The 15,972-nt window shown below is 52.6% G+C and carries 15 protein-coding genes; 12 read left to right on the top strand and 3 right to left on the bottom strand.

The window, feature by feature from the left end; translation table 11 throughout:
• The first annotated feature begins 18 nt into the window (after nucleotides 1-18).
• The 7 genes from OH31_RS06685 (at nucleotide 19) to OH31_RS06655 (ending at nucleotide 7,006) form a co-directional block, all read left to right on the top strand.
• Nucleotides 19-1,173 (top strand): AMP-binding protein, encoded by a 1,155-nt coding sequence (locus tag OH31_RS06685; protein WP_024930113.1) that lies wholly within the window; start codon nucleotides 19-21, stop codon nucleotides 1,171-1,173.
• Nucleotides 1,170-1,958 (top strand): ABC transporter ATP-binding protein, encoded by a 789-nt coding sequence (locus OH31_RS06680; protein WP_024930112.1) that lies wholly within the window; start codon nucleotides 1,170-1,172, stop codon nucleotides 1,956-1,958. Before OH31_RS06685 ends, OH31_RS06680 begins: the two co-directional genes overlap by 4 nt.
• A 9-nt stretch (nucleotides 1,959-1,967) precedes the next feature.
• Nucleotides 1,968-2,849, top strand: a complete 882-nt coding sequence (locus OH31_RS06675) for a branched-chain amino acid ABC transporter permease (protein ID WP_019880611.1) — start codon at nucleotides 1,968-1,970, stop codon at nucleotides 2,847-2,849.
• 22 nt (nucleotides 2,850-2,871) lie between these two features.
• Complete coding sequence (locus OH31_RS06670) at nucleotides 2,872-3,939, top strand: branched-chain amino acid ABC transporter permease (protein WP_024930111.1); 1,068 nt, start codon at nucleotides 2,872-2,874, stop codon at nucleotides 3,937-3,939.
• A 114-nt stretch (nucleotides 3,940-4,053) separates the two neighbouring features.
• Nucleotides 4,054-5,400, top strand: coding sequence for an ABC transporter substrate-binding protein (locus OH31_RS06665; protein ID WP_024930110.1), 1,347 nt, complete (start codon nucleotides 4,054-4,056; stop codon nucleotides 5,398-5,400).
• Between the two features lie 116 nt (nucleotides 5,401-5,516).
• Nucleotides 5,517-6,290 carry an ABC transporter ATP-binding protein gene (locus OH31_RS06660; RefSeq protein ID WP_036298850.1) on the top strand — a complete coding sequence of 258 codons (774 nt, stop codon included), beginning with the start codon at nucleotides 5,517-5,519 and terminating at the stop codon, nucleotides 6,288-6,290.
• 149 nt (nucleotides 6,291-6,439) lie between these two features.
• Entirely contained in the window at nucleotides 6,440-7,006 is a 567-nt protein-coding gene (locus OH31_RS06655) for a PEP-CTERM sorting domain-containing protein (RefSeq protein WP_024930108.1), read from the top strand.
• Between the two features lie 59 nt (nucleotides 7,007-7,065).
• Here OH31_RS06655 and OH31_RS06650 read toward each other — a convergent pair whose 3' ends face one another.
• Entirely contained in the window at nucleotides 7,066-8,169 is a 1,104-nt protein-coding gene (locus OH31_RS06650) for a porin (RefSeq protein WP_024930107.1), read from the bottom strand.
• A gap of 351 nt (nucleotides 8,170-8,520) precedes the next feature.
• On the opposite strand from OH31_RS06650, the gene OH31_RS06645 reads away from it, so the two are divergent.
• The 4 genes from OH31_RS06645 to OH31_RS06630 all read left to right on the top strand — a co-directional run bounded on the left by OH31_RS06645 (nucleotide 8,521) and on the right by OH31_RS06630 (nucleotide 13,830).
• Entirely contained in the window at nucleotides 8,521-9,789 is a 1,269-nt protein-coding gene (locus OH31_RS06645) for an HlyD family secretion protein (RefSeq protein WP_024930106.1), read from the top strand.
• Between the two features lie 21 nt (nucleotides 9,790-9,810).
• The gene (locus tag OH31_RS06640; RefSeq protein ID WP_024930105.1) at nucleotides 9,811-11,934 is read left to right on the top strand and encodes a peptidase domain-containing ABC transporter; all 2,124 of its coding nucleotides are present in this window, start codon (nucleotides 9,811-9,813) and stop codon (nucleotides 11,932-11,934) included.
• Nucleotides 11,931-13,397, top strand: a complete 1,467-nt coding sequence (locus OH31_RS06635) for a TolC family protein (protein WP_036298847.1) — start codon at nucleotides 11,931-11,933, stop codon at nucleotides 13,395-13,397. Before OH31_RS06640 ends, OH31_RS06635 begins: the two co-directional genes overlap by 4 nt.
• Before the next feature lie 199 nt (nucleotides 13,398-13,596).
• Nucleotides 13,597-13,830 carry a hypothetical protein gene (locus OH31_RS06630; RefSeq protein ID WP_024930103.1) on the top strand — a complete coding sequence of 78 codons (234 nt, stop codon included), beginning with the start codon at nucleotides 13,597-13,599 and terminating at the stop codon, nucleotides 13,828-13,830.
• 67 nt (nucleotides 13,831-13,897) lie between these two features.
• Here the strand turns inward: OH31_RS06630 and OH31_RS06625 are convergent, their stop codons facing one another.
• Nucleotides 13,898-14,260 (bottom strand): hypothetical protein, encoded by a 363-nt coding sequence (locus OH31_RS06625; protein ID WP_019880599.1) that lies wholly within the window; start codon nucleotides 14,258-14,260, stop codon nucleotides 13,898-13,900.
• A gap of 72 nt (nucleotides 14,261-14,332) precedes the next feature.
• Nucleotides 14,333-15,289 (bottom strand): L-threonylcarbamoyladenylate synthase, encoded by a 957-nt coding sequence (locus OH31_RS06620; protein WP_036298844.1) that lies wholly within the window; start codon nucleotides 15,287-15,289, stop codon nucleotides 14,333-14,335.
• 100 nt (nucleotides 15,290-15,389) lie between these two features.
• On the opposite strand from OH31_RS06620, the gene OH31_RS06615 reads away from it, so the two are divergent.
• A complete protein-coding gene (locus OH31_RS06615) occupies nucleotides 15,390-15,713 on the top strand; it encodes a cupin domain-containing protein (protein WP_019880596.1) in 324 nt (107 codons plus the stop codon).
• Nucleotides 15,714-15,972: the final 259 nt, after the last annotated feature.

Below are 15,972 nucleotides of genomic sequence, written 5' to 3'. Positions count from 1 at the left end.
TTGAAAAGAAATCGTCATATGGCCGCTGATACATTACCGAACTGGCTAGCATCGCAGGCAGTGCAGCGGCCTGCTGGCGTGGCGATTCGTCACAAACAACTGGGAATCTGGCAGGAAAGTAGCTGGCAGTCAGTGCACGGCGCGGTATTGCTCGCCGCCCGCTTTTTGCAGCACAGGGGATTCGGCAAGGGCGATACGCTGGTGTTGCTCAGTGAGCCGCGGCCAGAGGCCTTGTTGTTATCTTTAGCTGCGCATTATCTGGGCGGTGTCTCTGCGCCGCTAGATGCTGCTTATCCGCAACCACAGTTGCTGGATTTGTTGCATACGCTGCGGCCGAAGTTTGTGTTTGCCGAAGGGCAAGCGCAAGTGGATCAGGTGTTTGAGGCCAAACCGGATGTGCAACTGGTGATTTATGCCGATGCCCGTGGCCTGGCGGCTTACCAGCATCCGGCGTTGTGTGCTTACGACCAGGTTGTGGCAGGAGATATCCCCGATTTACCTATCACTGCAGCTGCGAATGATATTGCCTTTCGCTTTTATCGCTTAAGTGCGCAGTATCAATTGGAATATCGCGAATTAAGCCATGCCGAGCTATTGAACAATGGCCGTCAACTGGTGGCGCATGAAGCGTTGACTGATCAGGAGCAGGCGCTGGCAGCCCGTGCGTTTGCGGCGAGTGGTCATGCCAGGTATTTGCTGTCACCCTGGTTGCTGGCCGGGTTTACGTTGAATTTTCCGGAAAACCTGGCGACCAGGGATACCGACAGGCGCGAATTGGGGCCGACGTTGGTGGCGGGGACTGCGGCGACCTATCAGCGACTGTATACACTGACACAGTCACGCTGGCCGCTGCCAAACAGCTGGCAATTTTCCTTCGTGGCGTGGGCATTGCGGCTATCGCAACAACGCGTGCCAGTGCTCGCCACGCTGGCACAGTGGCTGGTGATCTTACCTTTGCAGGATGTGCTTGGGTTGCGGCGTACACGGGTGCCCTTATTGGTGGGGGAGCCGTTATCGGCAGAGGCTGCGCAGTTTTTCCAGGCCATTGGCATCCAGGTGCGTGATTGGCCGGAAGAGTTGCCATGGCAGACCAGCCAGATTCAAGTGATTCCGCGTCAGCAGCATGCGCTTGAAGACTATTTTGGTTTAAAAGCACTGAGAGCCGCGCTATGACAGCCGCATCACCATTACTTGCCCTGGACCGTATTTCACTGTCGTTCAAGGGCGTGAAAGCCATCACCAACATCAGTTTCGCCGTGAAGAAGGGCGAAATCTGCGCCCTGATCGGGCCCAATGGCGCCGGTAAAAGCTCATTGCTGAATGTGATTAACGGCGTTTACAAAGCCGATGAGGGACGCATTACTTACCAGGGCGAATCGCGCACCACCATGCATCCGCAATGGGCGGCCAAGCGTGGCGTCGCGCGCACATTTCAGAACATTGCCTTGTTCAAGGGCATGTCGGTGCTGGATAACGTATTGACCGGTACCAACCTCAAAGTTAAAAGCAGTTGGCTGGAGCAAGTGTTCAATGTGGGTCGTGCCCCGGCAGACACGCTGCGCCAGCGTCAAAAAGCAGAACGGGTGATTGCCTTCCTCAAATTGCAGCCCTGGCGCAATAGCATTGTCGGCGCCTTGCCCTATGGCTTGCAAAAGCGGGTAGAGCTGGCGCGCGCACTGGCTGCCGAGCCTGAATTATTACTGCTGGACGAGCCGATGGCCGGCATGAATGCGGACGAAAAGGCCGAAATGAGCCGCTTTATTATTGAGACCCGACGCGAGTTTGGCACCACGATTGTCCTCATTGAGCATGATATCGGCGTGGTGATGTCGCTGTCGGATCATGTGGTGGTGCTTGATTACGGCAAGAAGATCGGTGACGGCACGCCGGACGAAGTGCGCGTCAACCCCGAAGTCATCGCCGCCTATCTGGGTACCAAACACGGCCAGGCCGCTTAAGGATAAAGCATGAGTTTCTTTTTTGAGGTGTTGACGGGTGGCTTGCTGGCCGGTGTCATGTATTCGCTGGTGGCGATCGGTTTTGTGCTGATTTACAAAGCTTCCGGTGTATTCAACTTTGCCCAGGGTTCCATGGTGCTGTTCGCCGCATTGACCTTTGTCAGCTTGCTGGAACGTGGTGTGCCCTTCTGGGGCGCGTTTGTGATCACGCTGATCACCATGGGTGTGCTGGCCTGGCTCATAGAGCTGCTGGTCTTGCGCAAACTGGTTAATCGCTCGCCCATCACCTTGTTTATGGCCACACTGGGTTTGAGCTATATCGTCGAAGGCCTGGCGCAAGCCGTATGGGGCGCACAAGTACATGCGCTGGATATCGGCATTGACGATGAGCCGTATGAGGTTTTTGGCATCTTGCTGTCGCAGTTTGATTTGTTTGCCGCGGCGATTGCTGGTGGCTTGGTGGTGTTGCTGGGCCTTTTGTTTAATAAAACCCGGGTGGGCATCGCCTTGCGTGCCGTGGCTGACGACCAGTTGGCCGCATTGGCGGTGGGCATACACCTGCAGCGCCTATGGCTCATTGTGTGGGCGGTGGCTGGATTTGTCGGCCTGGTGGCTGGCATGTTGTGGGGTGCGCGTGTGGGTGTGCAATTTTCGCTGTCGCTGATTGTATTGAAGGCGCTGCCAGTGTTGATTATTGGTGGCTTTACCTCGATTGAAGGCGCCATCGTTGGCGGCCTGATTGTCGGCGCCTCTGAAAAATTGGCCGAAGTCTTTATCGGCCCGCTCATTGGCGGCGGCATTGAAAACTGGTTCCCTTATATGCTGGCCATGCTGTTTCTGCTGGTCAGGCCGTATGGGCTGTTTGGCGACAAAGCCATTGAACGAGTGTAAACAGGGCGTGGGTATAGACACTATGTTGTATCAAGAATCTGGACAGTTCATCACCGATTACCGGCTGGATAAGCGTTTTTTCCGGCTCAAACAGGAGCGCTGGGCGTTTGCGGCGTTGCTGGCGTTCGCCTTCCTGGTTGTTCCCTTCATCGGCAATGATTACTGGTTTAGCGCCATCCTCATTCCGTTTCTGGTGCTGTCGCTGGCAGGCTTGGGCCTCAACCTGCTCACCGGCTATGCCGGGCAGTTGTCATTGGGCTCAGCCGCGTTTATGGCGGTGGGTGCTTTTGCCACCTACAACGCGCATTTGCGCATTGAGGGCTTGCCATTGCTGGCCAGCCTGATCGTGGGCGGTTTGGCTGCAGGCAGTGTTGGCCTGTTGTTTGGTTTCCCCAGTTTGCGCATCAAGGGTTTTTACCTGATTGTCTCTACCTTGGCCGCACAGTTTTTTGTGCTGTGGGTGTTTACCAATTTCCCCTGGTTTTCCAATCACTCCTCTTCCGGCGTGATCACTGCACCACCATTACACATATTCGGCGTCGATTTGAGTTCGCCAGTGGGCCGCTATTTGCTGACATTGACCGTGGTGCTGGCGTTGGGCTTGCTGGCAAAAACTATCGTTAGCGGTGAGCTGGGCAGAAAGTGGATGGCGGTACGCGATATGGATACCGCCACCGCCGTCATCGGGATTTCGGTGCCAAAAACAAAACTGCTGGCGTTTGCCATCAGCTCGTTTTACCTCGGTATTGCCGGTTCGCTGTGGGCATTCACTTACCTGGGCACCGTTGAACCACATGGATTTGACTTGTCGCGCTCATTCCAGATCCTGTTCATTATTATTATCGGTGGCATGGGCAGCATCCTCGGTAATTTCCTCGGCGCAGCGTTTATCGTGTTATTCCCTATCCTGCTTTCCAATCTGTCATCCGGCCTGCTGGCGGGGGCGATAGACCCTGGTCAACTGGAAAATTTTCAGAAGATGATTTTCGGCGCGCTGATTATCTTTTTCCTGATCAAAGAGCCCAATGGTTTGGCCAAGGTCTGGCAAACCATCAAGCAACGCTTGCGCGTGTGGCCACTGCGTTTCTAGGTCGTTCATTGCATTAAGGAGATTTTTTTATGTGTTGAACGTGCCTATTAGACATTTTTATATAACTAAAAACGATTAGTAACTGTTTTCATATTTTTAATAAGGAGTTTTAGAGTGAAATTTCTCGGTAAACATCGCTGGCTGTGGCTGGCATTAGGATTGGCGGTCAGCAGTGTGAGTACGCAAGTGCAAGCGGCCAATGAGCAATATTTTCCCTTACAAAGTTACCGTATCGGCCCCTATGCGGCAGGGGGATCCGGTTTCTTTGGCGGCTTTATTGACTACCTGCAATACGTCAATGCCAAAGACGGTGGCGTCAATGGTGTGAAATTCACCTGGAGTGAATGCGAAACCGAATATGTGGTAGAAAAAGGCGTGGAGTGCTACGAGCGCCTGAAAAAAGGCCTGAATGGCGCGCCGGCCGCAGCGACCAACCCGCTGTCAGTGGGCATTGCCTATGCGACGCTGGAGCGCTCCACCGCTGACAAATTGCCGCTGATCACCATTAACCATGGCCGTACCGACTCCACCGATGGCAGCGTATTTCCTTATGCTTTCCCGCTGCAACTCAACCCTTACAGTGAAGTGTCGGCGATTGTGAACTACATCGCCCAGCAGTCTGGTGGTCTGGACAAACTCAAAGGCAAGAAGATCGTCACGCTGTATCACGGCTCACCTTATGGTAAGGAAACCAGCCCGATTCTGGAGTTGCTGGCCAAGAAATACGGCTTTGAATTGACCTTGCTTGAAGTGCCGCATCCGGGCAATGAGCAGCAATCACAATGGCTGAGTATTCGTCGCATTAAACCGGACTGGGTGATTTTGCGTGGCTGGGGTGTGATGAACCCGGTGGCGTTGAAAACTGCGCAAAAAACCGGTTTTCCGGCTGACCATATCATCGGCAACATCTGGAGTAACTCGGAAGACGACGCGGCGCCTGCAGGCAATGCCGCCAAAGGCTTTATCTCAATTACTACGCATCCTTCCGGTACCAGCTTCCCGGTATTGCAAGGGATCAATCAGTATGTGATCAAAGCCGGTAAAGGCAATCTGCAAGATCCTAAACGTTTCGGCAATGTGTATTACAACCTGGGTGTGGTTAATGGCATCCTCAACGTCGAAGCCGTACGTGTAGCGCAAGCCAAGTTCGGCAAGCGTCCACTGACCGGTGAAGAGGTGCGCTGGGGCATTGAGAATATCAAGCTGGATGATGCGCGTTTGAAAGAACTGGGTGCCCTGGGCCTGGTACAGCCATTGAAACTCAGTTGCGCCGACCATGAAGGCGGCGGCGCGGTGCGCTTCCAGCAATGGGATGGCAGCAAGTGGAAAGTGATTTCAGAGTGGGTACAGGCTGACCGCCAGTTGTTGCGCCCGATTATTGAAAAGTCTTCACACGAGTATGCCAAGGAAAAAGGCATCACCCCGCGTGATTGCAGCAAAGAAGAAGTCGCTGCCAAATAAATTGCTTGGCAACGTTTAAAACAGGCATGCACATCGCTTAGGCGGTGTGCATTTGCAGTTTGATGCCGTGGGCACTGTGCATAGATTGCCGACGCGATCGAATTGAGGAGATTGTGATGTCACAAGCACATGAAAAATTAAATCTGGCGAGTGAGCCGCTGTTGCAACTGGATGATATTGAAGTGATCTATGAAAAGGTCATTTTTGCCATCAAACATATTTCACTGCAAGTCGGGCCGCAGTCTATTGTTGCGTTGCTGGGTGCCAATGGCGCCGGTAAAAGCACTATCCTGAAAGCGATTTCCGGCCTGGCACCGGCGCAACGCGGAGAAATCGTGCAAGGCAAGATTGCCTATGGCGGCAAGGAGATCACCCAAGCCACACCAGGCCAGTTGGTGGCACAAGGCCTGGTGCAGGTGCTGGAGGGCAGGCATTGCTTCGGGCATTTAACCGTGGAAGAAAACCTGCTGACCGGCGCATTTATCCGCCGGCCATCGAGTAAGGCACTGGCACAGGATCTGGAAAGGGTCTATGCCTTTTTCCCGCGCCTCAAATTGCTGCGCAAAAACTATGCGGGATATACCTCAGGCGGCGAACAGCAGATGGTCGCCATCGGCCGTGCCCTGATGGCTAACCCGAAGCTGATTTTGCTCGATGAGCCGTCTATGGGCCTGGCACCACAGATTGTCGAAGAAATTTTTGAGATTGTGCATCAGCTACAGCAGACGCAAGGCCTGAGTTTCCTGCTGGCCGAGCAGAATGCCACCGTGGCATTACGCTATGCCAACTATGCTTATGTGTTGGAGAGTGGTCATATCACCCATCACGGCGATGCACAGACGATTGCCAGCAGCCAGGCGCTCAGCGACTCTTATTTGGGTGGCCGTTAATGTATGACGCATTCGACGTGGCTGGTTTTTGTACAAGTAATGCTGTCTTAAGGCATGACCCATTCAGGTAGTTACAATTTAGTAATAAATTGTGTAACATATTTGTTGCAATTATATAAAACTAACTGTAAATATTTTGGGAGCTTTCGATGCTAAAACAACTTGCTGGTGCTTTTTCATTTATTGCAATCACGTCCTTCATGACGCCGGTGGCCATGGCTTATGACTTTGATGGTACCGCATTGAGTAGTCCGGACGCTGTAGACTATTCATTTAATGCGGCTGCGACGGCTGCGACCGTTTCATTTGACCTGATTGGTTACGCAACGCTGGATGGGTTTCCTGATAACAATTACGAAGACTATTTCACCCTGTCAGTGAACGGCAGCGCTGTGTTTTCCGCGAGCTTTAACCTGGGCGGTGATGGTGGTCCAATCACGATTACTCAAGGTGACGCAAGCTACGTGTCAAATTATGTCTACAACGGTTTTAATAACGGCGGCTCGTTGACCATAACACTGCCAGTGACTTTGGTGTTAGGTAGCAACAACCTGACTTTCAGCTATGCCAGCGCCATTCCACAAGGGTTGGGAGATGAGGGCTGGGGTGTTAAAAACCTGTCCGTGACCACTGTGCCTGAGCCAGAGTCTTATGGCTTGTTGATGGCTGGTTTAGGCCTGGCAGGCTTTGCCGCAAGAAGAAAAGCTGGTAAATAAGTATTGCAGCAGTGTAAAAAACGGCCTTGCAGGCCGTTTTTTATTGCCTGAACAAAGGCTTAGAAGAAGTGTGCTACATGGAAAATGGCTTTAATGCCGTCAATATCCGGCAAGTTGTTGCGATTTTCCCTGAAGTAGAACACATCAATACGCTTGTTGCTGTCGCCGTCGATTAAATAGCCCACACCCACATCAATGCGTTTGCGGTCCAGGCCAGTGGTGTCATTGTTGAATTCCTGGTAAATCACTTTAGGCTGGAATTTGCCTATGCCCACTTTGTCAGCAAAGGTATAGCTGCCGTTGATGAAAAAGCCTTTGGCTTCTGGCAATACGGTGTCACCGGTATTGTCGTTATCGTAGTTGTAATATGAGGCCTCCGCGCCAAGCACGGCGCCATTACTCAACGGTTTTTCCAGACGCGCATCCAGGTTCCAATACTTGGAATCGCCTTTATTCAAAATCGTGCCGGTGCCATCTTTCTGGTAGCGATACGAACCGCCAACCGACAGGATGGACTTTTTGCCGTCGTAGCTGGATAGGTTGTAAAAGCCTGGCTCAGTATCCCAGAAGTTATATTGCAAACGCGTCGCGTAAGACAGGTTGTCAGCCTGGTTAGAGCCGCCCTGACGACCATTGGTCGCCGAGACGTAGTATTTAAAGGCATTGCTGCTGTCTGAACCAAAGAACACGGCGCCATTGTCACGGCCGCCAAACTGGTAAGAGCCTTGCTCGGCAATCGGGAAGTCAAAGGTGGTCGAATACATGGGCGCAACGGCAGAAGCGCGGCTGGCGGCTGGCAAAAAGCGGCCAATCCAGAAGTTGGCGTAATTGTTGAACTCCAGGCCCAGGTGACCATCCAGTAACTCTATTTTGTCGTCTGCCGTATTGCGGGCAAAGTTAAATTCAAACGAGACGTTTTCGTGCAGTTTGCCGTTGGTGTATAAACGCGCTTCTTCCACTTCAAAGTCATTAGAACGGTCTTTACCACTGGGGGCGGCGTCTTTAATCGAGCTAAAGCTGACGCGTGAGGCAATACCAATATTAATGAACTGGTTGTCATTGCGCTGTATGGTGGCTTCGGCAAATGCCTGGTTGCTTAGGAGTGCCAGGCTGGTTAATAGCGAGATCTGGCGCAGGCGGTGAGATGTTGGTTTGTTTTTCATGTATTCACTCTGTATTAGTCATGTATGTATCAATGGATATAAGTAATCTTCAGTCACGCACAGGTGGGATGAGGTCACGTTACAGAGTGTCTTATTGCAGAATGTGTGCCACAAAAATAAGTAATATAAATCAATGGCTTGTTATGTTTTGTGCGTATTTATGATGCTGGTTTATCCGCAGGGTGCTGTTCGCCTGCCTTGCAATCAGCATGTGCGCTGCATGGTGTCGGCGCGATGTTTTGCTTAACATAGATTGACATTGAATTTGCCTGGCCCCTATAATCCGCTGGTTTGTTAATAAATATTATCTCAATTTACCAGGTGTAATCGCCGTCACTGGCATCTACCGTCATGGCCAATCAGCCTTTATTCCGTCACGCCGCGCTCAACGCACAAAAAAACCATTGGCTGGGCACTATCTTGTTGGTGCGTCCTGTCAGTTACCTGTTGCTCACCGGGCTGGCCATTGTCTTTGCGTTGATGGTGGTGCTGTTTATGGCGTGTGCGACTTACACCAAGCGCAGTACGGTCATGGGGCAACTGGTGCCAGAAACTGGCTTGCTGAAAGTCTATGCGCCGCAATTAGGGCTGGTGGTTGAAAGAAAAGTGCAGGAAGGGCAGTTGGTCAAACAAGGCGATATTCTGTTTGTATTGTCCAGTGAGCGTTACTCTGATGGGCAGGGCTCAGTGCAGGCGTCCATCAGTGCGCAACACGCGCAACAGCGTCAATCCTTGCGGGATGAAATCGTCAAAACCCGGCTGCAACAGCATGATGAACAACAAGCATTGCAGTCGCGCTTGTTGGGGATTGAAGAAGAGTTAACCCGGCTGGAAGCGCAATATAAAGCGCAGCAGACGCGCGTGACATTGAGCGAAGAGGCTTATCAGCGCTATCAGGGGTTGCTGGAAAAAAACTATATTTCGCGAGAGCAAACGCAGCAAAAACAAGAGGAGTGGATAGAGCAGTCTTCGCGGCTGGCATCCATGGCGCGTGAGCAAGTACGCATGCAACGCGATGCGCTTGCCCGTCAGGACGAGTTGTCCAGCGTACGTGCCAAACATCAAAACCAGATTGCGCAGCTGGAACGCAGTGTGTCCAGTGTCAATCAACAGCTGACAGAAAGCGAAGCCAAGCGTCGCCTGGTGATTCGCGCGCCCGAGTCCGGCACGGCAACGGCAGTGGTTGCCAGTGTGGGTACGGCGGTTGAAGGTAGCCGGCCGCTGCTGAGTATTGTGCCGCGCGGCGCCAGGCTGGAAGCACAGTTGTTTGCGCCCAGCCGTGCCGTGGGGTTTGTGCGGCCTGGTGTGCCGGTGCGTTTGCGTTACCAGGCGTATCCCTACCAGAAATTTGGCCAGGCCACCGGTCGAGTGGTGTCAGTCTCCAGGACGGCGTTGCCAGCCAGTGAGATTTTTACCATGGGCAATCCGTCTGGCAATAATCAAAACAGCGAGCCTTATTACCGTATTTCAGTCGCGCTAGACCAGCAAGCCATCGTCGCTTATGGCGTCAAGCAGCCTTTGCAGCCAGGCATGTTGCTGGATGCTGACGTCATGCTCGAGCGTCGGCGCTTGTATGAGTGGGTGCTGGAGCCATTAATCAGTTTGACTGGCAAGCTGTAGCCATGGAAATGAAAGTGAGTCATGTCTTTTCTTAGTCAGCTGTCGTTTGGCCTGGGGCGTACACTGCCCATCACGCTACAAACCGAGGCCAGCGAGTGTGGCTTGGCCTGCCTGGTCATGGTGTCGAATTACCATGGTTTTCGTACTGACCTGGCGACCATGCGCCGATTGTTCCTGATCTCAATCAAGGGCACGACCCTCAGTCACCTGATGGGCATGGCACAAGCCGTGGGTTTTACCACGCGCCCGGTCAAGCTGGAGCTCGAAGATCTTAAAGATTTGCGTCGGCCGTGCATTTTGCATTGGAATTTCAACCACTTTGTGGTGTTGAAAGAGGTGGGTGCGCGCCATGTGGTGATTCATGACCCGGCCATGGGCATACGCAAATTGAGCTTTGATGAAGTCTCTGCCGCATTCACTGGCGTGGCATTGGAGTTGTGGCCGAATCCTGGTTTCAAGCAGGTGACCTTTAAGCAAAGTGTGAAATTGCGTGACATGATGGGGCATGTCACCGGTCTTTACCGTTCGCTTGGGCAGGTGTTGCTGTTAGCGCTGGCGTTGGAGGTGTTTGCGCTGGTGTCGCCGTTTTATATGCAATGGGTCGTTGACCATGCGCTGGTGTCGGCAGACCGGGATTTGCTCACCACGCTGGCACTTGGCTTTGGCCTGCTGGTTTTTATGCAGCAGGCCATTAGCACGGTGCGCGCCTGGGTCATCATGCATATGTCTACTACGCTCAATGTGCAGTGGCGGGCCAATTTATTTGCGCACTTGATCCGCTTGCCGGTCGACTTTTTTGAAAAGCGGCATCTGGGGGATGTGGTGTCGCGCTTTGGCGCTATTGATCAAATCCAGCATACGCTGACCAGCACCTTTGTCGAAGCCATCCTGGATGGTGTCTTGACGGTGGCGACCTTGGCCATGATGTTTTTGTATAGCCCGACCATGGCCTGGATCGCCATCGGTGCCATGCTGTTGTATGGCCTGGGGCGCTGGGCCTGGTTTCGGCCCTTGCGCAATGCGACCGAAGAGCAAATTGTGCATGCCGCCAAACAGCAAACCCATTTTATTGAAACCGTGCGCGGTGTGCGTGCGCTTAAATTATTTCAGCGATTAGATGAGCGCAGGAATAGCTGGTTAGGCTTGTTTGTCGAGCAAGTGAATGCTGACTTACGTACGCAAAAGTTGCAGGTGATGTATCGTTTGCTGAATGGTTTGTTGTTCGGTGTGGAACGTATCCTCATTATCTGGCTGGGGGCCAAACTGGTGATGGATGGTGCGTTCACGATTGGGGTTTTGCTGGCTTTTATTGCCTATAAAGACCAGTTTGTGACGCGCGTGAGTGGCTTGATTGATCGTATGGTTGAGATGCGTATGTTGCATTTGCAAGGCGAGCGCCTGGCGGATATTGCCCTGGCCGAGCAAGAACCTGAAGTCGTGGAAACCATAAGCAAGCAGGAGATTCAGAATTTGCCTGCCAATATTGTGATTCAGGGCCTGCGTTACCGTTATGCCGATGGCGAGCCCTGGGTGCTGGATGGTGTGGACCTGGAGATTGCTGAAGGGGAGTCGGTGGCCATTGTCGGCCCTTCCGGTTGCGGTAAGTCGACCTTGATGAGCATTATGCTCGGGCTGCGCCCCTTTAAAGAAGGGCAGATATTGGTGGGCGGGCAACCGTTGTCCAAACTGGGCTTGTCGCATCTGCGTAATATGGTCGGTACGGTGATGCAGGACGATGCGCTGTTTGCAGGCTCCATTGCTGACAATATTGCATTTTTCGATCAGCAGGTTGATCTGGCGTGGGTGGAGGAGTGCGCGCGCAAGGCGGCGGTACACGAAGAAATTGTCGCCATGCCCATGGGCTTTAATACCCTGATCGGCGATATGGGCGCAGCGCTGTCTGGCGGGCAAAAACAACGTATCCTGCTGGCGCGCGCGCTATATAAAAGGCCCAAAATCCTGTTCCTGGACGAAGCGACCAGCCACTTGGATGTGGCGCGCGAATCGATGGTCAACCAGGCCATACAAGCGCTCGATATGACACGCGTGATTATCGCGCACCGGCCGGAGACCATCGCTTCAGCCAAGCGCGTGATTGTGATGGCGGCGGGCAAAGTCCATATGACGGCGGTCGCAGGCACATGAATGTATCTCTGCGCCTGGCGTTGTCATTATGTTGGGCGTTGGGGGTTGTATTGCCATTCAGCGCTGTGGCATTGCAATTGACCGACTTTACCGAGTTTCAGGGGCGCGTCGCTGGTAGCCCGGCCAAAGAAATGCTAATGACAGCGGCTGAATCTGAATTAGCCCCCTGTGCCGCGGCCTTGCCGCAACGGCCGCTGACGCTGCTTGATGTGGTTGAGCAGGCCTTGTGTAATAGTCCACGTAGCGCGGAGGCCTGGTCGATTGCCAAAGCGCAGGCCGCGCAAGTGGCGGTACAAAAATCCAATTATTTACCGCGCGTCAATGTCACGGCAGGCGCAGCCAAAGTGAGAAATCACGTTGAAAACTCATTATTTTCTTCGCTCGATCAGGACAATAACATCACCAATCGCACGGCCAGTTTGCGCTTGAGCTGGTTGCTAGCGGACCTGGGACAGCGCGCTGCCAAGCTGGGGCAGGCGCAGGCCCTGTTAAATGCCGCCAATGCTGCGCATGATGCCGCCTTGCAAGAGGTGTTTATCACAGCGGCTCAGGCTTATTTTGACAATTTGACCACGCAGGCCACCTTGACTGCTTTTGAGGATGCGGAGTCACTGGCCAAGGAGAGCCTCGCCGCAGCGACGGCCAAATTCAAGGCAGGTGTGGGTTTGCTCACTGACCAGTTGCAGGCGCAAACGGCTTACGCCCAAGCTAGGCTGGACAGAATTAAAGCCGAAGGCGACCTAAAAAATGCCCACGGCACTTTGTCTGCCGCCATGGGTTTAATGGCCAATACCCCGTTTCAGCTGTTAAAACGCAGCCAACCGCTGGAACAGGCGGATTTTCTTAACCGGGTGGATGTGCTGATCCAGCAGGCCACAGAATCGCATCCGGCTATTCTTGCCGCGAAAGCAAAAGTGCTGGCTGCCGAAGAAAATATTAAAGGCGTGCGGGCAGAAGGCTTGCCAACACTAAACTTCAATACTGAATTGAGTCGTTCGGATCAGATGGGTTATCAGCAACTGGCAAACTTTCCGGCCAGTAATGTCTATTCAACGACGGCCACCATAGGTTTGCAGCTGAATATGCCTTTATTTGAAGGGTTTTCGCGCAGTTATCAGGTGCAGTCTGCCGAGGCTGAGCGTCAAACGCGCGTGGCTGAGCTGAATCGCATCATGCAGCAAGTCTCACTGGAGGTCTGGAAAAGTTATCACGCCTTGATGTCAGAGCGTGAAAATCTGCGCGCGACGGAGGAGCTCATACGTCACGCGCAAGAGGCATTTAAGGTCGCGCAAGGGCGCTACCAGGCTGGGGTGGGCAATATGATTGAGTTGTTGAATGCGCAAAATGCGGTTTCCGGTGCCAGGCAGCAGCATATCAAGTCGCTGGCGGCCTTACGTGCAGCCAGATTAAAACTCGCTGCCAATATGGGTAATGTCGGCTTGTGGGCCATTGTTGAACCTTAAATATAACGATGGATTAACTTGTTTACGTAATTGTTAATTTTAGTTAATATTATGTTGCCGTGATGTAGCTGGTATGCAGAGATGTCACCGCCCGAATTATCTTGAATAAAGGTGGTGGTGGGCGCTGGTTAACGGTGCAGTCGTCAAGGACTGCATGGGTTAGGCAGGGCACATTAATAACGCAAATGAGGAGAAGTAAATGGCAATTCAAAGCTTGAAAAAGGTTGAAGTTGAAGCGGTTTCTGGCGGTGCGGGCTTCGACCTGTCCGGTTTGCTGGGTGGCATTCCGTTGTTGGGTGGTTTGCTGGGCGGTGCGACCGGTTCTACCGGCGGTACTGTCAACGGCCTGGTCAGTACGCTGTCAGCGATTCCATTGGTTGGTCCAATTTTAGGCACCGTGCTTGGCCTGTTTGGCGGCTTGGTCAGCATTTAACAGACTCGGTTTCCCCTCCGATGTATTTGCCCTGCTTTTGCAGGGCTTTTTTTCTGCCAAAAGCTACTTACTTTTTGGTCTCAGCAGGTTTGCAGTTTTTGAGATGCAAATGATCGCTGTCATCCAGCGTGGTTTGCTCACCGTTCAGGCGCAAATCCATGGTGCCGTAGTGATAAAGCTGCTTATCACTCGCATCTCTCGCCAGGCCAATTTCATGGTCAGGCAGCATGACCCAGGCTTCGTCACCGTTTGCGGATAGTTTCAGGCCAAAAGACTGATAATTCTCGCATTGGTAATGAATAGCTTCTTTGCCGTAACGCGGCACTTCCTTGGTGCCTTTGTCAAACATGCTGGGAAACTCAAAGCTGGCGCAGCCAAATAACAAGGCAGAGACGGCAGCGATCATCAAATGTTGATAGGTGTTTTTCATTGTGTGTATCTTGTTCTAATAAGAGGCTATAAATAAATATGCACCATATTGTGCCAGTCATGCCTCACAGACTCAATCGTTTTGGTCGTGTGGATGGTAGGCCGCACGCTGCAAGCGGTCACGCAAGGCGTCCCATTCTGGAGTGGCGGGTGGCGATTCAATCAGGATAACCTCCGCTTGTGCGGCATCCTGTGTATGTAGTGCGGCGTAGAGTTGTTCTGCCGCCTGCGCAGGGTCATTTGGCAGGTAAACATCTTTATCTGTCACTCGTTCAGCATTGCTAAATAACAAAGCAGCGGCGGCTGGCCTGGTTTGGGCATAGCGCAACATGGCTGGGATTGACGCAAATAGCAGGCAAGGTGTGCGTGGCGAATAATGCAGCAAATGCTGTCCGGGGACCTTCGGCGTTTGTGCCGCGTGCTGGGTGGCCGGTTTGCCTGCAATCGCGGCGATCGCTGCGGCCTCTATCATGCCTGGGCGCAATAATTGCCACTCGTCTCCATGCACGCTGACAATGGTTGACTCGATCCCCACCTGGCAGGCACCGCCATCCAACACCGGAATATCATTACCCAGGCCAGACTCCACATGCTCAGCCGTGGTGGGGCTCAACTGTGTATATTTATTGGCAGACGGGGCAGCCAGCCCCAGGCCGCTGTCGTGTAGCAGGGCAAGCGCCACAGGGTGTGCCGGCACGCGCAAGGCCACGGTTGGTTCGCCAGCACGTACGGTTTGCGATACCTCAGCGCGCGCTGGTAATACTAATGTCAACGGTCCTGGCCAGAATGCTTGTGCCAGTTGTTGCGCCAATGGCGGAAACTCACTTGCCCAGTCAGTCACTTGCACTGTACTGGCAATATGGACAATCAGCGGGTTATTGGCCGGGCGCTGTTTCGTCGCATATATTTTGGCAATGGCCGATTCATTGCGCGCATCAGCAGCCAATCCATATACCGTTTCTGTAGGGATGGCGACCACCTCACCACGCTTTAACAGTTCAATCGCCTTCGCCGGGCTGATACGCATCATGCACTCTGATTTTGTAAAAATTCTATTTTACTATCGAAAACCATGCGTACTACAGCATCGCTTCCTATAAAATGCGCGCTTCAGTCTAAGGAGCAGCAAGATGCAAATTCAAGTTCAACATAATCCTGCCGAAACACAATTAAAGGAGCTTGGTGTTGCCAAGTGGCCCACCTGGCAAAAAGAAGTGTCTGTTTTTGACTGGACATTCCATGAGCAAGAGCAGGCATATATATTAGAAGGCGAATGTGTGGTCACCCCAATAGGTGGCGCACCTGTGAGTTTTGGCAAGGGTGACTTCGTCACCTTCCCGGCGGGGCTTAAAGTCAGCTGGGAAGTGAAGCAGCCTTTGCATAAGCATTATCATCTGGATGGCAATGTCTTGACGCAAACCTGGTTGCGACTCAAAGCAGCTTTCAAGAAGTAATCATCAATTTGTAACAGAATTGTAATAGTGGCGAATGGGGGGTTGACCGCAATCCCCATCGCTGTAGAATGCGCGGCTTCCTTAAACGAAACGACATGTTTAGTTATCAGGAAGTGCCTTTAGCGGGGTGAGTTGATAGTAATTTGAAACGAGTGTTTAAATTGCTGTTGACGAAGTAAAAAACCTCTGTATAATGCGCACCTCGTTACGAAATAACGGTAACGAAAACGGCTTAGAAGCTGACTGTTCTTTAAAAATT

Origin of the sequence: Methylophilus sp. OH31 (assembly GCF_000576615.1) — a bacterium.
Classification (GTDB): domain Bacteria; phylum Pseudomonadota; class Gammaproteobacteria; order Burkholderiales; family Methylophilaceae; genus Methylophilus.
This window is presented reverse-complemented; position numbering and strand designations above follow the sequence as displayed.